Origin of the sequence: Streptomyces sp. NPDC101132 (genome assembly GCF_044759225.1) — a bacterium.
Taxonomy (GTDB): domain Bacteria; phylum Actinomycetota; class Actinomycetes; order Streptomycetales; family Streptomycetaceae; genus Streptomyces.
The window spans coordinates 81477-105900 of the sequence record NZ_JBIVYX010000019.1 but is presented as its reverse complement, the minus strand read 5'-3'; the positions used below and the strand labels follow the sequence as shown (position 1 = coordinate 105900).

Annotated in this window: 24 protein-coding genes; 14 read left to right on the top strand and 10 right to left on the bottom strand. The window is 72.6% G+C overall.

Annotation, left to right across the window (positions count from 1 at the left end):
- Positions 1-24: 24 nt before the first annotated feature.
- Both ACIQUR_RS32270 and ACIQUR_RS32265 read right to left on the bottom strand, forming a co-directional pair.
- A complete protein-coding gene (locus tag ACIQUR_RS32270) occupies positions 25-1002 on the bottom strand; it encodes an L-threonylcarbamoyladenylate synthase (protein ID WP_403672154.1) in 978 nt (325 codons plus the stop codon).
- A 116-nt stretch (positions 1003-1118) separates the two neighbouring features.
- Positions 1119-1757: a carbonic anhydrase gene (locus tag ACIQUR_RS32265; protein ID WP_403672151.1), complete on the bottom strand. Its 639-nt coding sequence runs from the start codon at positions 1755-1757 to the stop codon at positions 1119-1121.
- Positions 1758-1912: 155 nt separating this feature from the next.
- Here ACIQUR_RS32265 and ACIQUR_RS32260 point away from each other — a divergent pair, with 155 nt between their 5' ends.
- Positions 1913-2314 (top strand): hypothetical protein, encoded by a 402-nt coding sequence (locus tag ACIQUR_RS32260; protein WP_403672148.1) that lies wholly within the window; start codon positions 1913-1915, stop codon positions 2312-2314.
- Between the two features lie 541 nt (positions 2315-2855).
- Here the strand turns inward: ACIQUR_RS32260 and ACIQUR_RS32255 are convergent.
- Both ACIQUR_RS32255 and ACIQUR_RS32250 read right to left on the bottom strand, forming a co-directional pair.
- The gene (locus ACIQUR_RS32255; protein ID WP_403672145.1) at positions 2856-3308 is read right to left on the bottom strand and encodes a DUF3618 domain-containing protein; all 453 of its coding nucleotides are present in this window, start codon (positions 3306-3308) and stop codon (positions 2856-2858) included.
- Positions 3305-3721, bottom strand: coding sequence for a phage holin family protein (locus tag ACIQUR_RS32250; RefSeq protein WP_403672142.1), 417 nt, complete (start codon positions 3719-3721; stop codon positions 3305-3307). Before ACIQUR_RS32250 ends, ACIQUR_RS32255 begins: the two co-directional genes overlap by 4 nt.
- Before the next feature lie 301 nt (positions 3722-4022).
- On the opposite strand from ACIQUR_RS32250, the gene ACIQUR_RS32245 reads away from it, so the two are divergent.
- Together ACIQUR_RS32245 and ACIQUR_RS32240 are read left to right on the top strand one after the other, a co-directional pair.
- On the top strand, positions 4023-4604 hold the full coding sequence (locus ACIQUR_RS32245) for a hypothetical protein (protein WP_403672139.1): 582 nt from the start codon (positions 4023-4025) through the stop codon (positions 4602-4604).
- 391 nt (positions 4605-4995) lie between these two features.
- Complete coding sequence (locus ACIQUR_RS32240; RefSeq protein ID WP_403672136.1) at positions 4996-5238, top strand: hypothetical protein; 243 nt, start codon at positions 4996-4998, stop codon at positions 5236-5238.
- A 312-nt stretch (positions 5239-5550) separates the two neighbouring features.
- On the opposite strand, the gene ACIQUR_RS32235 is transcribed toward ACIQUR_RS32240, so the two are convergent.
- Positions 5551-7863 carry an MMPL family transporter gene (locus tag ACIQUR_RS32235; protein WP_403672134.1) on the bottom strand — a complete coding sequence of 771 codons (2313 nt, stop codon included), beginning with the start codon at positions 7861-7863 and terminating at the stop codon, positions 5551-5553.
- 175 nt (positions 7864-8038) lie between these two features.
- Here ACIQUR_RS32235 and ACIQUR_RS32230 point away from each other — a divergent pair, with 175 nt between their 5' ends.
- The 10 genes from ACIQUR_RS32230 to ACIQUR_RS32185 all read left to right on the top strand — a co-directional run bounded on the left by ACIQUR_RS32230 (position 8039) and on the right by ACIQUR_RS32185 (position 19512).
- Complete coding sequence (locus ACIQUR_RS32230) at positions 8039-9211, top strand: sensor histidine kinase (RefSeq protein ID WP_403672132.1); 1173 nt, start codon at positions 8039-8041, stop codon at positions 9209-9211.
- The gene (locus ACIQUR_RS32225; RefSeq protein ID WP_403672129.1) at positions 9186-9848 is read left to right on the top strand and encodes a response regulator; all 663 of its coding nucleotides are present in this window, start codon (positions 9186-9188) and stop codon (positions 9846-9848) included. The genes ACIQUR_RS32230 and ACIQUR_RS32225 overlap by 26 nt, the downstream gene beginning before the upstream one ends.
- A 605-nt stretch (positions 9849-10453) precedes the next feature.
- Positions 10454-11884 carry an alanine racemase gene (locus ACIQUR_RS32220; protein WP_403672126.1) on the top strand — a complete coding sequence of 477 codons (1431 nt, stop codon included), beginning with the start codon at positions 10454-10456 and terminating at the stop codon, positions 11882-11884.
- Positions 11885-11938: 54 nt separating this feature from the next.
- Positions 11939-12919: an ornithine cyclodeaminase gene (locus tag ACIQUR_RS32215; protein WP_403672123.1), complete on the top strand. Its 981-nt coding sequence runs from the start codon at positions 11939-11941 to the stop codon at positions 12917-12919.
- Entirely contained in the window at positions 12916-14370 is a 1455-nt protein-coding gene (locus ACIQUR_RS32210) for an MATE family efflux transporter (protein ID WP_403672120.1), read from the top strand. Before ACIQUR_RS32215 ends, ACIQUR_RS32210 begins: the two co-directional genes overlap by 4 nt.
- A complete protein-coding gene (hisC, locus tag ACIQUR_RS32205) occupies positions 14367-15545 on the top strand; it encodes a histidinol-phosphate transaminase (protein WP_403672117.1) in 1179 nt (392 codons plus the stop codon). The genes ACIQUR_RS32210 and hisC overlap by 4 nt, the downstream gene beginning before the upstream one ends.
- Positions 15542-16537, top strand: a complete 996-nt coding sequence (locus ACIQUR_RS32200) for a PLP-dependent cysteine synthase family protein (protein ID WP_403672114.1) — start codon at positions 15542-15544, stop codon at positions 16535-16537. The genes hisC and ACIQUR_RS32200 overlap by 4 nt, the downstream gene beginning before the upstream one ends.
- A gap of 87 nt (positions 16538-16624) precedes the next feature.
- Positions 16625-17641 carry an ABC transporter substrate-binding protein gene (locus ACIQUR_RS32195; protein WP_403672111.1) on the top strand — a complete coding sequence of 339 codons (1017 nt, stop codon included), beginning with the start codon at positions 16625-16627 and terminating at the stop codon, positions 17639-17641.
- A gap of 81 nt (positions 17642-17722) precedes the next feature.
- Positions 17723-18751 (top strand): FecCD family ABC transporter permease, encoded by a 1029-nt coding sequence (locus tag ACIQUR_RS32190; RefSeq protein ID WP_403672312.1) that lies wholly within the window; start codon positions 17723-17725, stop codon positions 18749-18751.
- On the top strand, positions 18751-19512 hold the full coding sequence (locus tag ACIQUR_RS32185; protein ID WP_403672108.1) for an ABC transporter ATP-binding protein: 762 nt from the start codon (positions 18751-18753) through the stop codon (positions 19510-19512). Before ACIQUR_RS32190 ends, ACIQUR_RS32185 begins: the two co-directional genes overlap by 1 nt.
- On the opposite strand, the gene ACIQUR_RS32180 is transcribed toward ACIQUR_RS32185, so the two are convergent.
- On the bottom strand, positions 19505-20218 hold the full coding sequence (locus ACIQUR_RS32180) for an adenosylcobinamide amidohydrolase (protein WP_403672105.1): 714 nt from the start codon (positions 20216-20218) through the stop codon (positions 19505-19507). The genes ACIQUR_RS32185 and ACIQUR_RS32180 overlap by 8 nt on opposite strands.
- 161 nt (positions 20219-20379) lie before the next feature.
- Here ACIQUR_RS32180 and ACIQUR_RS32175 point away from each other — a divergent pair, with 161 nt between their 5' ends.
- Positions 20380-21108, top strand: a complete 729-nt coding sequence (locus tag ACIQUR_RS32175; protein WP_403672102.1) for an alpha/beta fold hydrolase — start codon at positions 20380-20382, stop codon at positions 21106-21108.
- A gap of 203 nt (positions 21109-21311) precedes the next feature.
- Here the strand turns inward: ACIQUR_RS32175 and ACIQUR_RS32170 are convergent, their stop codons facing one another.
- The 4 genes from ACIQUR_RS32170 to ACIQUR_RS32155 all read right to left on the bottom strand — a co-directional run bounded on the left by ACIQUR_RS32170 (position 21312) and on the right by ACIQUR_RS32155 (position 24385).
- Positions 21312-22052: a hypothetical protein gene (locus ACIQUR_RS32170; RefSeq protein ID WP_403672099.1), complete on the bottom strand. Its 741-nt coding sequence runs from the start codon at positions 22050-22052 to the stop codon at positions 21312-21314.
- Positions 22053-22233: 181 nt separating this feature from the next.
- A complete protein-coding gene (locus tag ACIQUR_RS32165) occupies positions 22234-22632 on the bottom strand; it encodes a YybH family protein (RefSeq protein WP_403672096.1) in 399 nt (132 codons plus the stop codon).
- Between the two features lie 242 nt (positions 22633-22874).
- Positions 22875-23522: an NADPH-dependent F420 reductase gene (locus ACIQUR_RS32160; protein WP_403672093.1), complete on the bottom strand. Its 648-nt coding sequence runs from the start codon at positions 23520-23522 to the stop codon at positions 22875-22877.
- Between the two features lie 50 nt (positions 23523-23572).
- Complete coding sequence (locus ACIQUR_RS32155) at positions 23573-24385, bottom strand: inositol monophosphatase family protein (protein WP_403672090.1); 813 nt, start codon at positions 24383-24385, stop codon at positions 23573-23575.
- Between the last annotated feature and the right edge of the window lie 39 nt (positions 24386-24424).

Sequence of the window (24424 nt, the reverse complement as noted above, 5' to 3'; positions counted from 1 at the left end):
GCACCCAGCCGGCGCCGGCGAAGGTCAGGCGGTCTCGCGGGGCCCCGCGGCGCGGCGGAGCCGGTTGGCGATGGCGAGCCCGAGCCCCTCCTCGACCGGCAAGGAGGCGACGATGAGGTCGCACCCCCGCTCGTCGAGTTCGCGGAGGAACCCGTACAGCTCCCGCGCGTAGCCGGCCATCGACCGGGGGACCGGGACGACGGCGTGCGCCTTCACCGGCACGTCGGCGAGGGACGGGGGAAGGAAGACGCCCACCCGGTGCCCGTTCTCCTGAGCGGTCTCCGCCTCGGCGATCACACGGTCGGGGTCGGTCAGAACGACCCGTGCGCGCGGCGCGTAGTGCGACGGGTGCTGGCCCGGCACCCGCACGGGGCTGGCCGAGGGAAGCGCCGGCGGGTAACCCAGTACCGCTTCGAGGTCCTCGGCCGTCACCCCGCCGGGCCGCAGGATGCCGGGGACGTCGCCCGTGACGTCGACGATGGTCGACTCGACGCCGACCTGGCAGGATCCGCCGTCCAGCACGAAGTCGACGCCACCGCCGAGTTCGGTGCGCACGTGCTCCGCGGTGGTGGGGCTGACCGAGCCGAAGCGGTTGGCGGACGGAGCCGTGACGCCGCCGCCGAAGGCGGACAGCAGCGCCAGCGCGACGGGGTGGTCGGGCACGCGTACGGCTACGGTCTCCAGCCCGCCGGTCGCTTCGAGCGGCACCCGGTGCCCGCGCCGCAGGACCAGGGTGAGAGGGCCGGGCCAGAAGTGCTCGGCCAGCAGACGAGCCGTCTCCGGCACCTCCTCCACCCAGTCGCCGAGCTGCTCCGCACCGCCGATGTGGACGATCAGCGGATGCGAGGGCGGGCGGCCCTTGACCTCGAAGATCCGCGAGACGGCGGCCGGGTCCTCGGCGTTGGCGCCCAGGCCGTACACGGTTTCGGTGGGAAGGGCCACCAGGCCCCCGGCGCGCAGCACGGCCGCCGCCTTCTCGATGTCATGGTTCGTTGCCTGCACCCCCGTATCTTCCCATCACGCGGCCGGCACGGTGGCCCGGGTGTCCGGGTGCCACCGTGCCGGCCGTGTGAAGGGAGGCGCCGGCCGCCCCCGCGGAGCCGGGGCGGCCGGTGCCGTCAGAGCTGCGCCGGCACCTCTTCGAGGCCGCGGGCGGTGACCAGGTGCGCCGTGCCGTCGGCCAGACGGTACGAGAGGCCCACGACGCCGACCCGGCCTGCGGCGACGGCCTCCGCCAGCAGGCGGGAGCGGTCCAGCAGCAGGTCGACGGTGTGCTCGATGTGCACGTTGATGAAGTCACCGTCCTCGGTGTGACCGGCGGCGCGGGCCGCGAGCACGCTGGGAGTGACGCGTTCGATGACGTCGCGCACGTAGCCGCCGGCCGGGGTGCCGTCCTGGACGGCCGCGCGGGTGGCCGCGACCGCACCGCACGCGTCGTGACCGAGGACGACCACCAGGGGGCTGCCGAGCACCTGCACCGCGTACTCGATGCTTCCCAGCACCTCCGAGCCCACGACGTGCCCGGCCGTACGGACCACGAAGAGGTCGCCCAGCCCCCGGTCGAACACGATCTCGGCGGCCAGCCGTGAGTCCGAGCAGCCGAACATCACCGCGAAGGGGCTCTGGGCCGGCGCGGTCTCGGCCCGCCGGGCGGCGTCCTGGTTGGGGTGTTCCGGAGAACCGGCGACGAAACGGCGGTTGCCGGCCAGCAGTATCTCGAAGGCTTCGTGAGGGGTCAGCGTCTGCATGTCAGTCATGGCCGCAGCCTACGGTCCGTCCCGCGGACCTCGCGCGGGGTGTTCCCCCGGACCAGGGGCACCCGACGCACGCTCCGTCCGCAGTCGACCACTTCGCGTGCGCCGCCGCCCGCCCCGGCCGACGGGCGTGACCCGGTATCGGACAGGATGGGCCGATGGACGTCGAGCAGCCCCTGCCCCGTGAGGTGAAGGCCATCGATTCGGTCACGCTCCTCCGGCTGGAGGAGCGGGCGGGTGCCCTCGGCCTGAACCAGCGCCTGGACCCCGCGTGGGTGCAGGCGAATGCGCAGCCCGACGGCACCCACTACCTGTGGCCCGCTCTGTGGAACAGCCTGCCCCACCGCCCCGGGGTTCCCCGCCAGGTGCGGTGCGAGCTGCTGATCAACCTGCGTACGGGAGACCGTGTGATGAGCCTGCTGGACGTGCTGCCCGACGACTTCGCCCCGCTCCCGAGGCTGACCTCACGCGAAGAGGGCATGGAGGTCGCGCGACTGCTGGACAGCGTCCCTTCGGTCGGGGAATGGCTGTTGGGGGAGCCGTCCTCGCCCCCCTCGTAGCGCCCCCTCGCGTGCGGGACGTCAGCGGGTCTGGCGGTGACGGCCGTGGGGGCTCAGGTCGGCGACGGCGGTCAGGACCATGGCGACTCCCAGCGGGAGCACGGTGAGCAGTGAGAAGAGCATGGCGCGCTCTTGCCCACGACCGCCCGGTCGATGCCTCACGGCGGGGGAACGGCGGGGAGTGGCCGAAATCGGCTCCGTCGACGGACCGCACACCACGACGCGGACGACGCTACGAGCGCCGGGCAGCCCAAACCCGCCCGGCCGGCCCCGCCCACTCCGCCGCACCGAACCAGGCACCGAACCCCGCACCGAAGCCCGCCCTGGCCGACCGGCCCGGGGGGGGCCCCCCCCGGGCCCCCCCCCCCCCCCGGGCCCCCCCCCGCGGGGCCCCCCCCCCCCGGCGCCCCCCCCGGGCCCCCCCGGCCCCCCCACCAAACCCCCCCACCACCCCCCCCCCCCCCGCCCCCCGCCCCCCCCGGGCGGGGGGGCGGCCCCCCCGCCCCCCCCCCCCGGGGGGGCCCCCCCGGGGCCGGCTCCCTCACCCGCGTCGACGGCCGCGGCGCAGGAGGAGAACAACCAGCACGGCCGCGACGGTGGCCAGGAGCGGCGCGGGGTTGGCCCGCGCCATCGCGGCGGCCGTCCCGGCCTTCTGGCGTACGGGTTCCGGGGTTTTGGCGGCCGCCAGCCGGCCGGCATGGCTCACGCTCTCACGGACGTGGGCGGCCTTGTCGAGCACGGAGTCCGGGGTCTTGTCCTTGATCGTCTCCGCTGCCTGGACGGCCGTGTGCCGGAGCTGTTCGGCGGCCAGGGCGGCCTTCTGCCCGGCCTGCTCCTTGAGGTCGGCGGCCTTCTCCCTGGCCTGTTCCTTGAGGTCCGTCTTGGCCGCCAGCGCCTCCACGGTCCGCCCGAGTTCGTCGCGGGTGTGCTCGACCTGCTCGCGCAGCCGCTCGGGCGTCGCTGCGGACTGCTCGCTGGGGGACTGCTGGCTCATCGGTGTGCCCTCTCCTTGATCTCGGCCACGTCGGCCTTGACGCTGTCGATGGTCATCTCGGGTGCGGGACTGCCGGCCCGGGCGACCTGCTTCCTGCCGGCCACGGCCAGGACCGCCGCCACGGCCGCCAGCACGACGCCGACGACCAAGGCCGACGCCCACACCGGCAGGACCAGCCACAGGGCCGCGATCGCGGCGGCGACCAGGGCCTGGGCGGCCAGGATGCCGACGATGCCGGCACCCCCGAACAGCCCCCCGCCCCTGCCGTAGCGCTTGCCCTTCTGGGTCATCTCCACACGGGCCAGCTGCATCTCCTCGCGGACCAGTTCCGAGATCTGCTGCGACGCCCGCGTCACGAGCTCGCCCACCGACTCGTCGCTGCGATGGCCGGGACGGCTTCCGACGGCGCTCATTGACTGCTCACCTTCCTTCGCCTGACAAAGGGTGGTTCCGGCCCGCGCATACCCTGCAACCCGCCGACCACCCCTCACCGAGGCCACCCCCCACAGAAGAACGAACTCAAGCCACCGCGCGTCCAAGTCAGCCGCCCCCGTCGAAGGCCATCGGCCGCCACCGGCAGAACACAAAAACACGCCCGACACCGCAGTGCCGTCAGACCAGCCAGGGGCGCGCGAAGACGGACATGTGGACGGTGATGCCCGGGGAATGCAACGCAGGGCGGGGGGTGTCGGGGGCTGTGGCTATGGTCGAGCCATGACCACCAATGATCCTCTGCTCGATCTCATTGAGAGCATGCCGACTGTCCGCAGGTTGTTGCGGTCGTCGTTCGAGTTCGATGTGGAGCGGAAGGCGTACGGAGAGGGTCTCAGGCTTGCTTCCGGCGCGGCTTTGGAGCCGATTGCAGGGGACTTCACGGGCGGGGCCTACTTCCTGTGTCCGGAGGAAGACGGAAGCCGGGCGGTGGTGTTCGCGAGTTCCGACGGGGAGGCCGGATTGATCGCCGATGACCTGGCAGGGGCGCTGGAGGTCATCGTCGGGCTGGGTTGGCGGGACTGCCTCGCCTTCTCCGGCGGCGGTGATGTGAAGGTCATGCAGGCTACCGCCCGGCATGCCGAGAGGTCCCTGGCCAGAGACAACCCGCAGATCGGGGAAGAACGTGCCCGTGTGGCTGAGGCTCTTGCCCTGCGCGTCGTTCCTGTCGCTGACCTCGTGATCCGATTGCAGGCGGCAGCCGCACGAACCGAGCCCGACTACCGGGTGACTACCGATGACGGGGGCGTTTACGACCCACTGTTCGGCGAGCACTCGGAACCACGGCACGGCGGCTGGCAATGAGCCAGACGCTTCGCACAGCTCCGACAGAACGGTCCGTGATTTGACGACGTCCCCCCGTGGTGGCCGGCCTGGTTGCCCGCTTGAACTCCGGGCACGTCGATGCGAATGGCCGGCTCCGGCCGCCGGCCGGCCGGCGCCTGGGGTACCGGGGCCCGAGCGGCCCGGGCCGCCCGCAGGGACCCGGGAACACGTGGGCGGGACTCGCTCGCGTGGCGCGCTCAGGCCAGTCGGGGAGCCCGTAGCGTGAGCCGGGCGTATTGGCCTAGACCTATTGTGCGGCGGGGTTCGTGACGGTACGTTCATGCTCGGCTGCGCAGCCTGCACGTACCGCACTACATCGCATCGTCAGGCACTCTGCCGGGCATCCCCGGCATTTTCAGGAGGACATGCCATGTACCGCCGCACAGCAGCCGCCCTCGCCACCGCTGTCACCGCCGGAGCCCTCGCGCTCGGCGTCGCGGGCACCGCCGAGGCCGTTCCCGGCACCGGCTTCTACGCCCGCAGCAACCACGCTTCGTACACCGAATGCGTGGCCGCCGGCCGGGCCGGCTACAACTTCTGGGGTCCCGTCTTCTTCTGCGAGCCCTTCAGCCCCGAGCGCCCGGACATCATCACCCTCTGGGTCCGCTACTGACCCACCCGGCCGCCCCGGGCCGACACGGGGCCGGCCGTACGGCAGTTGCGCAGTACCCACCGCAGGGCTCGCCGTCCCGGGACGGCGGGCGCCCCGACCCCCCGGACGGACCCGTGACGGTGAAGGGTGCCGCCGGCCAGCGGATATGAGCAGTCGTCAGGCATCCCGCGAGGGGGTGCGCAGGATGCGCGCCCCGGTGGCCCGGCCCAAGCCGAAGGACCTCACCGGGACCACCTGACGGTCACGACTCGACGTGCCCACCGGGCGCCGCGCCACGGCGCGCCGGACGCCAAGCGCCGGCAGGAGGACGGGTCACCGGTCGACCAGCCCCGGACGCGGGGTCCCACCCGTGGGTTCCACATCCACCTCGGTGCCCCGGGTGCCGCGGATGCCGTCCGTACCCTCGCCGCCGACCGCCCCGCCGGGAAGCATCCGGTCCAGCCACCTCGGCAGCCACCAGTTGGCCCGGCCGAGGAGCGTCATGGTCGCCGGCACCAGCACCATCCGCACGACCGTGGCGTCGATGAAGATCGCGGTGGCCAGGCCGAGCCCGAACATCTTGGCGGACGGATCCTCGGCGACGGCGAAGGACAGGAAGACCGCCACCATGATGAGCGCGGCCGAGGTGATGATCCGTGCGGTGCCCGAGACGCCCTCGACGATCGCCGTGCCGTTGTCGCCGGTGCGCAGGTACTCCTCGCGTACGCGGGAGAGGAGGAACACCTCGTAGTCCATCGAGAGGCCGAACAGGATGGCGAAGAGGAACATCGGGATGAACGACACGATCGGAACCGTCGCTTCCAGCCCGATGAGCGCGCCGCCCCAACCCCACTGGAAGACGGCGACCATGATGCCGTAAGCCGCGCCGATGCTCAGCAGGTTCAGCAGTACCGCCTTGAGCGGTACGAGTACCGACCGGAAGATCAGCATCAGCAGCAGGAACGACATCGCCAGCACGGCGGCGACGAACACCGGCAGGCGCTGGCTGGTACGCCGGCCCACATCGGACAGGCTCGCCGCGGCGCCGCCCACGTGGGCCCTGGCCGGGCCGTCCCCGATCGCCGCCGGCAGCACGTCGGCGCGCAGCCGGGCGATGGTGTCGGTCGTGGCCCTGTCCTGAGGGCTGGTGGTCGGGAACACCACCAGGGTCGCGATGCCGGTGCCCCGGTCGATGCGCGTCGGAGCGACGGACGCGATGCCCGGATCCTTCGCGACCGCCCCGACGAGCCGGTCCAGCACTCCCGGATCACCGGCGGGGTCCGCGGCGATGACGAGGGGACCGTTGGTACCCGGGCCGAACCCCTCGGCGACGAGGTCGTAGGCGCGGCGCTCGGTACGGCTGGGGGGCAGCGAGCCGTCGTCGGGGAGGCCGACGCGCAGGCCCAGTACGGGCAGTGTCGCGGTCAGCAACAGCCCCGCCGCGCCGACCGCGTACGGCACCGGGTGCCGGCTGACGTGCCCGACCCAGCGCCGCCACCCGGCGGCGGGAGCGGCGCCCGCCCCCGTGTCCCGCCGCTGTACGAGCCGGCCGCGCTTCCCGCCCCGCAGAGCCCCGCCGATCCGGCCGAGCCGGTTCGCCCGCCCCAGACGCGCGCCGGCCGCGCCGAGGAAGGCCGGCAGCAGCGTCACCGACGCGACCACCATGATCAGGACGACGATCGAGACGGCGAGCCCGCCCACCGTCATGAACGGCACGTTCGCGACCGCCAGCCCGAGGATCGACACGACGACCACGCCGCCGGCGAAGACCACCGGCCGCCCCGCCGTGGCCACCGCGCGCCCCGCCGCCTCGTGGGGAACGAGCCCGAGCGCGAGGTGCTCCCGGTGCCTGGCGAGCACGAACAGCGCGTAGTCGATGCCCACTCCGAGCCCGACCATGCTGCCCAGGACCGGCGCGAAGGTCGGGACGTCCGTCACCCCCGCCAGCACCGTCATCGTGGCGACCCCCACGGTCAGCCCGAAGACCGCCATGCCGATCGGCAGCGCGGCGGCGACCAGCGAGCCGAACGCCAGGAACAGGATCGCGGCCGCCGCGAGCAGGCCGATCAGCTCGCTCACGCCGCCGTCGGGGTCGGAGAAGGCGTAGAAGAGGTTCCCGCCCATCTCGATGCGCAGGGGCAGTTCGGCGCGCAGCCGGTCGCCGAGACCGACGAGGGCGTCGAGGTCGTCGGCCGACAGCCGGCTCTGGTCGGGGTACTGCACCCGGACGACCGCGATCCGCCCGTCCGCCGAGACGAGGCCGCCGCGCACGGCGGTGTCCCCGCCCGCGTCGAGCGCCCCCGCCGGGTCGCTCGTACCGAGCACGTGCGGCAGCCGTTTCACCTCGGTCTGCAGCCGCGTGAGAGCGGTGCGCGCGCCGTCGTCGCCGAAGAACGTCGCACCGCCGGCGAGGGGGGTGACGACCACCTGGGCGGTCATCCCCTCCTGCCCGGTGCCGGCCCGCTCGATCAGTTCCGCGGCCCGTTGCGAGTCCAGTCCCGGAGCGGTCATCGAGTCCGCGGTCCGCCCGCCGAACGCGACGGCGGCCAGGACGACGAGCGCGGCGGCGACCAGCCATGCCGCGATCACCCGCCAGGGATGCCGGGCGGCGCCTGCGCCCAGGCGCAACAGGGCTTTCGAGAGCATGGGGTCCTCCAACCACCTCGTCGGCCGTCCTTGTACGGCCGCCGATGCCGAGGTTCGTCGCCACGGCGCTTGGCGGCATCGGCCCCCGGGCCGCGCTTCCGTCGGCCCCAAGTCGGAGTGGGAGCCCGTCCTTTCGGCCGATGCGCGGCACGCCGCGGCGCCTACGCTGAGAACCGTGCTCCGAGACGACCTGCGAACCCTGTGGACCGAACCCCGGCCGCCCGGCGCGCCCGCCCGGGTGTGGCGGGACTGGGCGCTGCTCGCCGCGGGCCTGGCCGGTGTGGTGCTGGAGGCCACCCTGCGCGAGGACGTCGTGTGGCGGCCGGTGGCGGTGCTGCTCGCCGTGTGGCTGTGCCTGCTGCCCCTGTGGCGGCGGACCCGCCCGCTGGCGGTGGTGACGCTGGCGTTCGGCGCGGTGGTCCTGCTTCCGCTCGCCTCGCTCGTCGCGGCACCGCGCGAGCCCGTCGGCCTGTACACCGGCGCCGTCGTGCTCGTACTGGTGTACGCGCTGCCGCGGTGGGGATCGGGACGCGAGGTCGTGCTGGGCGGCGCGGTGATCCTCGCGGCCGGCGTGCTGTGCGTCGTCACCGACGGGACCCCGGTCGTGGAAAAGGTCGTGGGCCTCGTCTTCCTGCTGCTGCCCGGCGTGTTCGGGGCCGCCGTGCGGTTCCGGGTGACCGCTCGCGACCGGCAGTTGGACCAGGTGCGCTCCCGCGAGCGCGAGCAGCTCGCCCGGGAACTCCACGACACCGTGGCCCACCACGTCTCGGCCATGGTGATCATCGCCCAGGCGGGCCGGGTGCTCGCGGGCACCGACCCGTCCGCCGCCGTTCAGGCACTGGAGGGAGTCGAGGAGGAGGGGGCCCGCACGCTGGAGGAAATGCGCGCCATGGTCGCCGCCCTCCGCGACCGCGGGGTCGGTGCCGAGCTGGCGCCCCCCGCCGGAGTCGCGGACCTGGAACGCCTGGTGCGCACCCCGGGCGGCCGCCTCAGGGTCGACCTGGGGCTCGACGGCGAACTGGACGCGCTGCCCCCTGCCGTGGACGCCGCCGTCTACCGCATCGTGCAGGAGTCGGTGACCAACTCGCTGCGCCATGCCGTCGACGCGACCGAGCTCGTCGTCCGGGTCGCCGCGGAACGGCACACGGTACGGGTGAGCGTGCGCGACGACGGCCGGCGCACCGGCCGGGGCCGCGACGGATACGGACTCACCGGGCTGCGCGAGCGCGCGACCCTGCTCGGCGGCACACTCCGAGCCGGTCCGGATACCGACCGGGGCTGGCGTGTCGAAGCCGAACTGCCGACAGCGAGGAGCGAGCGCCGTGTCCATTCGCGTCCTCGTCGCTGACGACCAGACGATCATCCGCACCGGGCTGCGGATCATGCTGAACGCCCAGCCCGGCATCGAGGTCGTCGGCGAAGCCACCGACGGGCGCGAGGCGGTCCGCCTGGCCCGCGAACTACGCCCCGACGTCTGCCTCTTCGACATCCGCATGCCCGTACTCGACGGGCTCGAAGCCACCCGGCTCGTCGCCGGCCCGGGCGTCGCCGACCCGCTGGCCGTGGTCGTCATCACGACGTTCGACCTCGACGAGTACGTCTACGGCGCGCTGCGTGCCGGCGCCCGCGGATTCCTCCTCAAGGACACGGGACCGGACCTCCTGGCGCAGGCGGTACGCTCCGCGTCCGACGGCGAGGCGCTCATCGCGCCCAGCGTCACCGTCCGTCTGCTCCAGGCGTTCGCGGACCTGCCCGCCGGCCGGCCCGTGACCCAGCCGGTTTCCCCCGTCACCGCCCGCGAGGAGCAGGTGCTCCTGGCCGTCGCCCGCGGGCTGACCAACACCGAGATCGCCGACGCACTGCACATCAGCCTCAGCACGGTGAAGACGCACCTCGCGAGCCTGATGTCCAAACTCGGCGCCCGCAACCGCGTCGAGATCGCCATGTGGGCCTACGAGACCCGCCGCATCCTCCCCGCCCCCTGACCCGGACCCGAACGCGCGAAGACGCCCACCCCCCTCCCACTCCCTCGGCATGGGCGGTCGCCGTCCTGAACCCGCTTGCGGCCGACGGCATCCCGGGATCCGGTACGGCGTCGCAGCTCGGCCTCGACCCCCGTCTCGTGCCAGCGGCGCGCCAGGTCCCGGGCCTCCAGGAGTCCGGTCCTGGGATACCGGCGCGGATCTCGTGGTCCAGGAGCGCCTCGAACAGAGCTGGTGAACCCGAGTCGACCGCCGCACTGGGGGGGATGAGGTCTTCGGAGCTGCTCTGACCGGAATTCGCGCCGTACTGGAGCGGCAGTTGGGCGATGAGCCCGGCGCGCATCCGGACGGCCAGACCGAACGCTGCGTCCAGGTGCTCGGAGTCGCTGTGCTCGTGGAGCAGGATCCTCACCAGGTCCGTGTTCCCAGCCCCCGACCGTTGCGGGCCCGATCCCTCCGCCGAACCGGAGACCGCCGACCTCCAACTCGGCGGCGCCGCAACGCCGGGCGCCCGATTGGTCCTGATCCTGCGCTTTCGCCCCCCGCCTCCAGGGGGCCTCTCAAGCCCCGTATTGAAAATGAGTGTCATAATCGTATAGAAGTGCAGGGTGCTCATCTCGCAACAGGTGCTCGAGCGCCCCCCGGCCGCAGCCCGGCGGCCCTTCGCTCTCACCCCCCTCCTGCATCCCGCGGTCTCCGCCCTCCTGGCGGATGACCGGCCCCTGCTGGCCGACCTCCTGGACGGCCTGGGGTCACCGCTGCACGTCGTGCTGCCCGAGATCTTCGAGGAGAACGTCCGCACGCTCCGGCAGGCCTTCACCGAGGCGGGCGTCACCGCCGACATCCTGTTCGCCAAGAAGGCGAACAAGGCCGACTGCTACGTCTCCTCGGCCGCCTCCCTCGGCATCGGCGTCGACGTCGCCGGCGCGCCCGAGTTGGTCAAGGCCTTGGCAGGCGGCGTGCCAGGGCACCGGATCGGGGTGTCCGGCCCGGAGAAGGACGACGCGCTGCACGCCCTCGCCGTGCAGCACGGATGCCTGGTTGCCGTCGACTCGGTCAGCGAGCTGCGCCGCCTCGCGGCAACCGCGCGGCTCGCACGGCGGCAGGCCGCCGTCCTGCTGCGCACCCGGACGACCATCCAGCCCGGGAGCCGCTTCGGGCTGTCCGCGGCCGAGCGCGACGTGGCCGTAGGCCTGTGCGGGGAGTTGGCCGCCCACATCCGCCTCCGGGGATTCTCCTTCCACCTGAACGGCTATTCCCCGGCGGAACGCGCGACGGCGGCGGACGAGATGATCGGGCACTGCCTCGATGCCAGACGGCGCGGCTCGCCCTCGGCCCAGCTCGTCGACATCGGCGGCGGACTGCCGGTCCGCTACGTCGAACAGCGGCTCTGGGACGACTTCCTCCGGCAGAACGAACCCGCCCACTACCACGGGCTCAAGGACTTCAAGGACTTCTATCCGTACGGCGGCCAGAACGCGACCGAGGCGGTACGCGCGATCATGGCGTCCCCCGTCGATGGCGGGCACAGCCTGGCGGCGAAGGCGGCCCGCCACGGGATCCGCTTCGTCGTCGAGCCGGGCCGGGCCCTGCTGGACCAGGCCGGGTTCACGATGTACCGCGTCCAGCAGGTCGACGACCGGCGCGGCACCGACGGATACGCCATCGTCACCGTGGCCGGCAGCAGTTTCAGCCTCTCCGAGCAGTGGTTCAACAGTGACTACCTTCCGGATCCGCTGCTGCTGCCCTCCGAGACCGGTGCCGAGGCCGGTGCCGAGGCCGAGGCTGCCGGTGCCGACGCGGCCTTTCCGGCCTGCGTCGCCGGCTCGACCTGCCTGGAGAGCGACATGCTGACCTGGCGGAAGATCGGCTTCCCGCGGCCGGTCCGGCGCGGTGACCACCTGGTCTACCTCAACACCGCCGGCTACCAGATGGACTCCAACGAGTCCCCGTTCCACGACGCCGCACTGCCGTTGAAGGCCGTGATCCGGCTCGGCGGCGAAGGCGCGCGGCCGCGCTGGCGGCTGGACGGAATCTGACGCGCCGCGCCCCCCACCCATCCCCACGTGACATCGAACGAAGGAGAAGCCCGCATGACACAGGGCTACGCCCCACCGGGGCAGTTGTGGCTGCTGCCGCAGTCCGCGCAGGAGGGTCTGGACCTCGACCGCCGGCAGGTCATCGCCGTCGTGGAGCAGGCCTACCGCGCGTTGCGTGCAGGCGGCTCGGACAACCCGGTCAAGACGATCATCGATGATCCGGCACACCGCTCGCTGAGCTACTCGATGGTGGCCCGGGACGGCGGCAGCGGAACGGTGTGCTTCAAGGCCGTCTACGAGTTCGACCCGCGCCGCAGCCGGGACAGCTACCGCTTCCTCTCGTTCGTCCTCCTCGTGGACGACACCACCGGGGCACCCATCGCACTGATGGACGTGGTGCGGCTCGGCCCGTTGCGGTCCTCGGCCACCACCGCGCTGTTCGCCCGCGCGGCCTGCCCCGACGCACGCAACGCCCTGGTCGTGGGCACCGGCGTGCAGGGACAGGCGGCACTGCCGATGCTGCTCGCGGCACTGCCCGAGCTGGAGCGGCTGCAGGTGTTCGGCACCTACCCCGAGGGTCTGCGGGCCGTCCAGGACGGCGTCGAGGGCCGCGAGGTCGAGATCGTCACGGACCTCCGGGAGGCCGCCGCGGAAGCGGACATCGTGATCGGCGCCTCCGGCCTGACCGCGACCGAGGAGGTCCGGCGGGACTGGATGAAGCCGGGCTCGGTCGCGGTGCTCCTCGGGTACGGGGTGCACGCCGACGTGTGCCACGGCGCGGACTACCGCATCGCCACCGACACCGCGCAGATGCACGCCACCTGCGACGACCTGCGGGGCGAGGACGGCAGCCTGCCGCAGGTGGACGCCCAGCTGCCCGACGTTCTGCTCGGCCGGGCACCCGCCCGACGGCACCCGGACGACGTGGTCTTCGCCTACAACAGCGGCATGGCGGTCACCGACGCCGCGCTGGGACGGTACGTGGCCGACCTGGCGCTGGCGGCCGGCCGCGGGGAGAAGGTCGACTTCTGGTGAGCACGACCAACCCGCCCCGACCGGCCCACACGCCCACCCCCACCGCCCCCACGCAGACCGGCACCCCCTGGTGGGTCACGAACTCCCGCACGCTGCTCAGGCTCGCGCTCCCGCTCATCCTCACCAACCTCGCCCACGTCGCACTGACCACCGTGGACATCGTGATGCTGGGCCGCCTCGGAGCACTCGACATCGCCGCGGCCGGCCTCGCCCTCGCGCTGTTCAACCAGCTCCGCACCACCGGCACGGGCCTGGTGACCGGAGTGGGCAATCTCGTGGCCGAGGCCCAGGCGCAGGGCGACCGGCAGCGCGTGGGCGCCCTGCTGTTCGCCGGATTCTTCTGGGCGACCGTGTGCGGGGTGGTGTTCTGCGCGGCACTCTGGCTGATCGGCCCGCTCCTGGTCCTGCTGGGCCAGGACCCGGCCGTGGTCGACAAGGCCGGGAAATTCCTGATGGTCCTGGCGCCGGGCATGCTGCCCTGCCTGTGGTTCCAGAACCTGCGTCACTTCACCACCGGGCTCAAGCGGCCCGGCCCGCTCCTGGCCATCACCCTCGGCTCCATCGGCGTGACCATCGCTCTGAACCACATCCTGATCCACGGCGCGTTCGGCCTGCCCGCCTTCGGTTCCACCGGCGTCGCGATCGCCACCGTCACGGTGTTCACGCTGTCCTTCCTCGCGTTCCTGGCCGTGATCCTTCGCGACAGCGCCCTGCGCCCGCACCTCACCTCGCCCGACGCGCGCCGCTGGAACGGCGACGCGGTCCGCTCCGTCTGGCGCCTGGGTCTGCCGATCTCGGGCACCTACGCCTCCGAGGCGGCGTTCTTCAGCGTCCTCACCCTGCTCATCGGCACCCTCGGCGTCGGCGCCCTGGCCGCGCAGACCGTACTGAACCAGATCGTCTACATCGTCTTCATGATCTCCGCCGGCCTCTCGCACGCGGCGTCCGTCCACATCAGCGAGGCCGACGGCCGCGGCGACTACGCGACGGTACGCCGCATGGGGCTCCTCGGCACGGCCTGGGGGGTGATCGCGACGCTCGTGGTCGCCGTCGTGTACCTGGTGATCCCGCATCAGGTCGTGTCCCTGTTCATCTCGGCCGAGCACGCCGACGACACGGACATCGTGGCCCTGGCCGTGACCGGGCTGCTGATCGCCACGCTCATGCAGGTCTTCGACGCGATGCAGAACATCGGCAACGGCATCCTGCGCGGCATCGGCGACACCGCGGGCCCCTTCCGTATCTCCCTCGTCGGCTACTGGCTGATCGGGCTGCCCGCCGGCCACCTGCTCGGCGTGACCGCCGGCCTGGGTGTCGAGGGGGTCTGGATCGGACAGACCGCGGGCCTCGCGGTCACCGCCGCCCTCCTCCTGGCCGCCTTCCTGCGCCGCGCCGGCCGTCTCGACCGCGCCGCGTCACGCGCACCCGTTCCGGAACCGGAGTCTCCATGAATCACGCCACCGCGCCAGCCCCGTCCGCCTCCCTGATACGCACGGAAGTGGCGGGCCTGCCCGGCTACGATCCGGGCGCCGACCCGGACACCGTGGCCGCCCTCAGCGGCTCGGGCCGCGTCATCAAACTGTCCAACAACGAGAGCCCGTACGGCGCCTCGCCGGCGGTCGCCGAAGCGCTGCGGCTGGCCCTGGCCGACGGCGTCTCCCGCTACCCCGACCCCACCGGCCGACGGCTGGCCGAGGCCATCGGCACGCGCCTGGACGTGCCCGCCGACCGGATCGTGCTCGGCAACGGCTCGGAGAACATCCTGGAGCTGCTCTGCCAGGCCGTACTCGACCCCGGTGACCTGGTGGTCACCCAAACACCCGGGTTCAGCCTGCACGAGACCTTCCCCCGCGTCATGGGCGCCCGGGTCGAGAAGGTCCCGGTCACCGCGGGGTTCGGGTTCGACGCGGACGCCTGGAGCACGGCGCTGGCGGGCGGCCCCAAGCTCGTCTTCCTCGCCAACCCGTGCAACCCCAGCGGCACCACGCTGAGCGCCGGCCAGCTGGAGCACGTCCTCGCCGCCACCCCGGAATCGGCCCTGCTGGTTCTCGACGAGGCGTACGGCGAGTTCGCCCGACTCAACCCCGCGTACCCCGGGCACCCCGCGGACCCCGAGCACCCCGCGTACCCCGACGCCCTGGAGGCCCTGCGCGGCCAGGACAGGCCGTGGATCGTGCTGCGCACCTTCTCCAAGGCGTACGGCCTGGCCGGCGTCCGCGTCGGGTACGGCATCGCCTCCGACCCGGCCCTGATCCGGGCCCTGGACCGGGTCCGCACCCCGTACAACGTGAACCATCCGGCCCAGGAGGCCGCGATCGCCGCGCTCGGCGACCAGGCGCACCTGGCGGACACGGTCCGCCGCACCGCCCTGGAGGTCGCCAGGCTCACCGACCGGTTGAGCGGGGCGGGACTGCGCGTGGTCCCGTCCTCGGCCAACTTCCTCTTCATCGACACCGGCAACCCCGCCGACCGGGTTGCCCGGGAGCTCCACCGCGCCGGAATCATCGTCAAGGCGTGGCGCGAGCCCGGATTCGAGACCTACATCCGAGCCTCACTGTCGACCCCCGAGGACAACGACGTCTTCGTCCGGTGTCTGACCGAGATCTGCGCGAAGGGAAAGCCGTGATCACCAGCAAGATCTCCGACCTGATAGGGCGGACGCCGCTCCTGGAGCTGCCCGTCGCGGACGGCGGGGCGACCGTCCTGCTGAAGCTGGAGCAGTTCAACCCCACCGGAACCGCCAAGATCCGGATGGCCAGGAACATGGTCGACGAGGCGGAGGAAGCCGGACTCCTCGCCCCCGGAGGCCGGCTGGTGGAGTCCACCTCCGGCAACACCGGTCTCGGCCTCGCGCTCATCGCCGCCGAACGCGGGTACAAGTTCACCGCCGTGGTCGACAACCACTCCAGCCCCGACAAGCTGCGGGGAATGGTGGCCTACGGCGCCGACATCCTCAACGTCGCCGGGGACGGGAGCGGGGCCGGGGGAGGACTCGCCACCGCCGAACGCGACGCCACGGCCGAGCGACTCGCCGCCGAGCACGGCGCGTACTGGACCGCGCAGCACCGCAACGAGGGAAACCCCAACGGCTACCGGTCCCTCGCCCGCGAACTCCACGACGACCTGGGCGACGACATCCACTACCTCTACGGGGCCGTCGGCACCGGCGGTTCGCTCTGCGGCACCGGCCGCTTCCTCCGCGAGCGCATCCCGGATCTGAAGGTCATCGGGGTCGAGCCGGTCGGCTCCGTCGTCTTCGGCGGCGAGGGCGCGCCCTACCACCAGTCCGGCACGGGGACACCCGAAGGCTCGGAGATCGGCCGCGTCGTCGACTACGAGGTCTTCGACGAGGGGATCAAGGTCAGCGATGCGGAGGCCTTCGAGACCTGCCGCCACCTGGCCAGGAACTTCGGCATCCTGATCGGCGGCTCCGCGGGCGGCGTGGTCTACCGGGCCCTGGAGCGGGCGCGGTCCGCGCCTCCCGGCACCCGCATCGTCGTACTGGTCTGCGACGGCGGCGACAAGTACCTGGACACCGTCTTCAACGACGACTGGATGGCGGCCAACGGCCTGTTCGACGAGCGGGTCGCCCGTCGGCTCGGCTCGCTCCTGCGGTAACGCCGCCCCACCCCTCCGGCCGGGCAGAACCGCCCGTACCCTCCTGCCCTCCCCACGAACTGGAACCTTCCTGCCATGAAAACGAAAATGATAACCATCACGACCGCTGTGCTGATGGGTCTCGCGCTCACGGGATGCACCGCGGAGCCGGCCCCCGAGGACGGCAGGCGCGCCACGACGACGCAGACGCGCGCGACGACGGCCTACCCGTTCACCCTCCGGAACTGCGGCACAGACGTGACCTACCGGGCCGCACCGCGGAAGGTCGTCACCCTCAACCAGACCGCCGCCGAGATCCTCATCCACCTGGGCGTGGGCGACCGGATCGCCGGGTCGGGCTACGAGATCGAGAAGCCGCCGGCCGCGATCGCCGCCCAGTACGGGAAGATTCCGCTGCTGTCCGCGCCCGGGCAGGAGATCAAGCACGAGAAGCTGCTCGAAGCGCAGCCGGACTTCGTCTACGGCTCCTTCGCCGGCATGTTCACCGCCGAGCAGTCCGGCGACCGCAGGCAGCTCCACGACCTGGGTGTGCCGACCTACCTGACCGAGTTCGACTGCTCCTTCCACGAGAGCGTGTCGGGCGCCGACTTCGGCATGCTGTTCGAGGAGTACCGCCGGCTGGGAAGGATCATGAACGTGCCCGCCGCCGGGGAGAAGCTGGCGGCCGAGCAGCAGGCCGTCGTGCAGAAGGCGTTGCGCGCCGTGAAGAAGCGGAACACTCCGCTGAAGGTGATGTGGTTCTACTCCACCTACGAGGGCACTCCGTGGGCCGCGGGCCCCGGTGGCCTGCCGCAGCACATCTCGGACCTCGTCGGCGTACGGAACGTCTTCGCCGACGCGAAGACCAAGTGGGCGGAGGTGAGCTGGGACGAGGTCGCCGCCCGCAACCCCGACGTCATCATCCTGGCCGACCTGACCCGGGGCGAGCCCAACGACACCGCCAAGGAGAAGATCGACCTGCTGAAGAAGGACCCCCTCACCCGCAAGCTCGCCGCAGTGAGGGGCGACCGGTTCATCTCCGTCCCCGGCTCGCACATGGACCCCGGTTACGGCAGCGCGTCCGTGGTCCCCGTGCTGGTCGACGGCCTGAACAGGCTCGGGTGACCGGCCGCCGTCATGACAACGAGTCCACACAAGACCGCCGCGCCCACCGGAGCCGATCTCACCACCTCTGGGACCGCTCCGGTGCGCCGGCGGCGCGCCTCGACGGCGGTGCTCTTCGTCCTGGCCGGCGCGGTGCTGTCGGCGTCGGTGGTCGCCGCCTCGCTGCTGGGCAGCGCGGGGATCCGCCCCCTGGACGTCGTCTCCACGATCCTGCGGCACCTCGGCCTGGGCGCCCTCGCCCCGGCCCCGCCCCTCCCCGGGCTGCTGGACGCCCTGGTCTGGGAGTCGCGCTTCCCCCGGGTGCTGCTGGCCGCCGCGGTGGGCGCGGCCCTGGCGGTGTCCGGCACGGTTCTGCAGGCCGTGACCAGGAACCCCCTGGCCGACCCGTACCTGCTGGGAGTCTCCTCCGGAGCCTCGACCGGCGCGGTCGCCGTACTCCTGCTGGGTCTGGGCGGCAGCGTCTCCCTGTCCACCGGCGCCTTCGCCGGCGGCCTGGTCTCCTTCGGCCTGCTCCTGCTCCTGCTGGGCGGAGGACGCGTCGCCAGCCCCTCCCGCGTGGTGCTGACGGGCGTGCTCGTGTCCCAGTTCTTCGCCGCCCTCACCTCGGTCGTGCTCATGGTCAGCGGGGACGCGAACTCCACCCGCGGCTTCACCTACTGGCTCCTCGGCACGCTCGGGGGCGCCCGGTGGGAAGGGGTGACGGTCACCGCCGTGATCATCCTGACCGGAGTGCTCGCCATCCTGTTCTTCGCACCCGCCCTCGACGCCTTCACCTTCGGCTGGGACTCCGCCGCGGCCCTGGGAATCAACGTCACCGCGGCCCGCGTCTGGCTGATGGTGCTGACCTCGGTCGTCACCGCGGCCGCCGTCGCCGCTTCCGGCGCGATCGGCTTCATCGGACTGCTCGTCCCGCACGCCGTACGCATCCTGGCCGGCCCGGCACACCGCACCCTGCTCCCGCTGTCCGCCATCACCGGCGCCGTCTTCCTCATCTGGGTGGACGCCTTCGCCCGGACGGCGTTCTCCCCGCACGAACTGCCCGCCGGCGTCATCACCGCACTCCTCGGCGCGCCCGCCTTCGCCCTGATCCTCAAGCGTCTGGAGTCCTGATGGGCACCATCACCACCACCCGACTCTCCTGGGCGGTCCGAGGCCACCGGCTGCTGGACGGCATCGACATGGCCGCACACGACGGAAAGACCGTCGGCCTGCTCGGCCCCAACGGCTCGGGAAAGTCGACCCTGCTGCGCCTGCTCGCCGGACTGCGCCGTCCCGAGGCCGGAACCGTCCGCTACGACGACACGAGCCTCGCCGACCTGCACCGGCGGGTCCTGGCCCGCCGGCTCGCCGTCGTCGAACAGGACGTGTCCGCCCACCACCAGGTCAGCGTCCGCCAGGTCGTGCAACTGGGCCGCACCCCCTTCCGCGGCCGCTTCGATTCCCTGAACGAGCACGACCGGCGGATCGTCGACGCGGCACTGGAACGCACCGACCTGGCGGACAAGCAGCACCGCGGCTGGCACAGCCTGTCCGGCGGCGAGCGGCAGCGCACCCAACTCGCCCGCGCCCTCGCCCAGGAGCCCCGGGAGATCCTCCTCGACGAACCGACCAACCACCTCGACATCCGCCACCAGCTCGAACTCCTCGACCTGCTGACATCCCTGGACGTGACCAGCGTCGTCGCCCTGCACGACCTCAATCTCGCCGCCCGGTACTGCGACCACCTCGTCGTGCTCGACCACGGACGGGTGGTCGCCGCGGGAACCCCGGAAGACGTGCTGAGCCCGGACCTGATCAGTGCGGTCTACGGCGTCAACGCGATCGTCGACCGCGAACACACCACCGACACCCTCCGCATCACCTTCACCTGAGCGCCACCCCGGGAACCGACCCGTCGGCTCGCTCCGCGGCGGCGAGCACGGCTCCGTGGACGGCGCGTGCCAGGCGGGCCCCCCACACGGACCGCGGCCCGGCGAAGTCGTACACCGGCGCTCCTCCAGCCGGCACCCGAGCAGCGACGCAGACCGCATCGGTGGGGGTTCCGGAACAGTCGTACCCAGCCTGGAGGAGCGCCTGCACCTTCGCTTCCGTGGCCGTGGCCACCGCGTTGACCAACGCCGCGTCGCTCAGGGCGACGGGCACGGCCACGACGATGTTGACGGTCCCGGGCTCGGGGGGCCCGATCTCCCCGTCGGCGGTTGACGCCGCCCACCCGCGCACCCCGAGCCCCGCCGTGGTGAACGCCTCCACGCCGCCGTCGCGCGCCCGCCCGTAGCCCCGTACATCGGCCGCCGTCATCAGTCCGACACCCGGACCGGCCATCCCGTACCGGCCCGCCAGCTCGGCCAGATGCCGGTGCGGATCACTGCGCCGGTAACCATGGGAAACCTGCGCGTTCAGCACCCATGACCGCTCTCCGATGCCGCCCCCGAGCACGGCACTGCTGACCATGCGCCAGCCGGGGCCCGCACACCACAGCAACGCGTGCAGCTCCTCGTCTTCCTCGATCCGGGACACCACCCGGACGGCGGGCGACCGGCTCGTCGGCTCGTCGTACAGACGGATCGGGGCACTCATCGGCAGACACTCCTCGCGGGGACGGGAACCGAACGATCGTACGTGCCAGGGGCCTGGTAGACAGGCTGCCGCCGGCATTCTTCGAATCCACCGGCCCCACGCACCCGCCGAGTCCCCCCTCGCCTTCACGAACGCACCCACGGCCGACCGGAGAAGCCACGTTGAACGACCCCCGCAGCACCCGGGACATCCACCCTTCCGCTCTCGACCTGCCGGCACCCCGCCTCCCGGCCGCCGCCGGAGCGGTGCTGATCCTGCACGGGGGCCGGGCCGACTCCCTCGCACCCCCGCCGGCCCTCAACCTGCCCGACCTCCGCATGAAGGCCTTCGCCCGCACCCTGCGTCAGGACTTCCGGCACGCCGACGTCCTCGTCGGGTTCGTCCGCTACCGGACGCGCGGCTGGAACGGAGAGCGCGCCGACCCGGTGCAGGACACCCGCCGGGCCCTGGCCGAACTCAACGAGCTCGTCGGCCCCGTCCCGGTGGGGCTCCTCGGGCACTCCATGGGCGCCCGGGCGGCCCTGCGCGCCGCAGACGACCCCCAGGTCCGGGGCGTCGTCGCACTCGCCCCCTGGTGCCCTCCCGGCGAACCGGTCCGCCACCTGGCCGGCCGGACGGTCGTCGCCCTGCACGATCCGGCCGATTCGGTCACGTCGGCCACGGACACCTGGGCCTACCTCCGCCGTGCCGAGGCCTCCGGGACCCGTGTCCGGGGCATCCGGATGCCCGGCGGCCGGCACACGATGATCCGCCGCTCCCGCCTCTGGCACAGGATCGCGGCCAACTCCGTGGCCGAGATCCTCGGCGTGGCATCCCTCCGCGGCACCCCTCACGCGGACAGCACCTGGAGCGCGGGCCCCCTGGACGCGGCGCGGTTCGGCACCCCGTAGCGGACCGGCGTCGCGGGCGGCGCTCAGCGGCTGCGGAGTGCTCGGACGAGCCAGGGCTGGAAGGGGAGGTGCCCGGGGACAGAGCGCCGATGGAGTAAGGGGGAACGTCGCCGAACATGCGCTCCAGTGTCGACGCTCCAGCCACTGGAGACTCAACCCGTCCGCCGCACACGACCCCCGGACGAGCCGCGGTGAGGGCGGGCCTATGGGTAGGGCATCGGCCGGGCGCCGGGAGGAAGGGTGACGGACGGGCCGCCGAAGGATTCGAAGTCGATCAGAACGCGGTGCCCGAGGTCGGTCACGATGATCCGGACCAGCTCGCCGTGGTCGTCGACCCAGGCGTCGACGGCGACGTGCTCGGGGTTCGAGGTGCCGGGCGTCGGCTTGAGGCCCGCCGCGCGGAGCTCGTGCACCTCGTCGACCGAGGGGCCCGCCATGAAGTGGTGGGCGTGCCGGCCGAGTACGGACTCCGGGCCGACCGCCCTGGCCCCCGTCACCGCACGCACCAGCTCCAGTTCGCGCGAGACGGAGACCGACAGGGACATGCGGGTCTCCCAGGCCACTTCCGGGTGCCCCCATTCGCTCCCCGAGCCCGGTATGCCGTAGTAATCGTCCCCGATCCGCCACGCGGTGCCGCCCCCGGTGGCGTCCGTGCCGTCCCGCCACGAGGACGGGGACCCCGGATAGTCGTACGGCTCGGTCGGGAACTGTCCGGAGCTGTTGACCGGGCTTTCGAACTGCGTGATGTGGGTCGAGGCGGCACCCGAGTCCAGCGCCCGCTGTGCCGCCTCGCGCACCACCTCCAGCGGCGCCCGGGCCACGGCAAGGCGGTGTGTGTCCTGTCGGGGTCCGGACGCCGTGCCGGCGAACGCCAGCACCAGCAGCCCCGCCGCGAACGCACCTCCGGCCACCCTTCGCCGGGCCCTCCCGCTCATCTCGGTCATCCTGCCTCCCCCGTTCGGATGCTCGACCCTAACTGGCGGCCGAAGGCCCGCGGCCTCACCGGGGCGGCCATCGGATGAGGCGGGCGCGCTGGGGGAGGGAGTCCGGCGGCCCGCCGCAGGAGCGGTCCGCGGCCACACCCACGCCACGTCTCCCGCGGCAGCGCATCGCGCAGCCGGGCGGTCAGCCGGTGACGGTGTCGGCGTGCCGATGGGCGACGTGCCAGCTGCCGTTCTCCCGGCGGTACACCTGGGTGGCCCGCAGCGTGTACGTACGGGGCTCGCCGTCGACGGAGGCGGAGGTGTGCTCCAGGCCGACGGTGTACGCCATGTCGCCGCGGACGTCGTACGCCTGAAGCTCGTACCGGTACGACGTGCAGTGTGAGAAGGAGGATTCGAGGCCGGTGAAGAGGGCGTCGAGCTCGTCCCGGCCGACGGCGTTGCGCCACGCCCCCAGCACGCTCACCGGTTCGTCGCGCGACCACAGCGCGCGCCGGGGTGCGGCGTCGCCGTTGTGCAGCGCGACCTCCGCCTCGTACAGCGACGTTTTTACCCAGGTCAGGAAGTCGTCTCGATCGGACACGCCTCCAGCCATACCCGGCCCCGTGCCTTCGGCCCGCCTCGCCGACGGTCAGTCCCCCGGATGGCCGCCGCACGCCGGCCCGATCCCGGCCCGGCCGGTCCCGGGGCGAGAACCGGAGTTCACGGGCTTCCATCCAACGGCAACAACCTCGGTGCGCAGGTTGACAGCGGCCGCTGCCGGACACGTTCGGCCTGTGGACCGAGGAGCGGGCCGTACGCGAGAGGGGATGTCGTCGTCCGGGGTCAGCGGGCGAGGGAGACGGCGAACGGCGCGAAGCCGTGCCGGCGCAGGATGTGCGGCACGACCAGGACCAGGGCCTCGGTGGCGCGCGCTATGGTGATGTCGCCGAGGTCCTCGATCCAGGCAGGGGGCCAGCCCAGGTCGCCGAGCAGGCCGGTGACCGTCTTCTTGGCCTGTTCGTCGTTGCCCGAGAGAAAGGCGGTCGGTGGGGTGGCCAGGGTCTCGGGAGCGGTCATCACGCTGAACAGCATCGTGTTGAGGGTCTTCACCACACGGGTGTCGGGGAGGGCGCCCTGGAGCTTCTCGGCGAGGCTGCTGCCGGGGTGGCACAGGTCACCGGGCAGGCCGTCGGCGGCGTCGCGGGTGGCGTTGGAGACGTCGACGAGGACCTTGCCGGCGAGTTCGGTGCGCAGGCCGGCGAGGCGCTCCAGGGCGCTGTCGCCGGGCGTCGCGTTGATCACGATCTCCGCCGTGCGGGCCGTGGTGCGCTGGTCCGCGAAGGAGACGCGGGGACCTGCGCCCTCGGCGGTGGCCGTGGTGTCTTCGGTCGGGCTCCGGGTTCCGAGGACGACGTGGTGTCCGGCCTCGGAGAGCTTGCCGGCGAGAAGGGTGCCGACGCGGCCGGCGCCCAGGATGCCGATGCTCGTCACACGGTGATGCTCCTTGCGGTCTCGGGGTGGGGAAGAGCGGAGATGTCCGGTCAGACGATCGGCGACAGGACCTTGAGGGCAGCGCCGTGGATGCCGGGGGCGGCCGCGAGGAAGTCGCGGCTGCCGGCCTTCCAGGGCTCGCCCGTCAGGTCCGTGACGTTGCCTCCGGCCTCGGAGACCAGCAGGGCCCCGGCAACCAGCCCGGAGCGGACGTCGGAGAACTGCCAGAACGCGTCCATGCGCCCGGCGGCGACGTGGATGAGCTGCAGGGTGGCGGGCACGGACACGCGTACGACCAGACCGTTGACCAGCATGGCGGTGACGGAGTCACCGATCCTCCGGAAGGTGCGCTCGTCCTCGCCGGGCCTGGCCTGGCCGGTGCCGATGAGCGCGGCGCCCAGGTCGGTCTTGGCGGACGCCTTCAGGGGCCGGTCGTTGAGATGGGCACCGCCCCCGGCGACGGCGGTGTAGGTGTCGCCGGTCAGCGGCAGGTGGACGACGGTGAGCACCGGCTGGTTGTCGCGCACCAGGGTGGCGGTGACCGCCCAGTCCTCCATGCCGTGGACGTGGTTGATGTTGCCCTCCGCGGGATCGACGACCCACCATTCCCCAGGCGGGAGAGCGCCGCCTGCCAGCTCGTCCTCCGCCCACCGCGACCCCGGCCGGGACCGCAGCAGCGGTTCCCGCAGCACGTCCAGCACCGCGCGGTCATTGGCGTGGAGCTCGCCGACGACCTCGTCCAGACTCACGCCCCGGGCGTGCGCGGTGTGGCGGTCGCGCAGCGTGGCGCCGGCCGCCTCCACCGCAGCCGTCACGTCGGAAAGGAGAGTCGTACCGGCGTCGAAAGACATGGCTGTGCTCATGGCGGGCTCCTCGGGATCGGTGGGGGCGGGGCGCTTTCC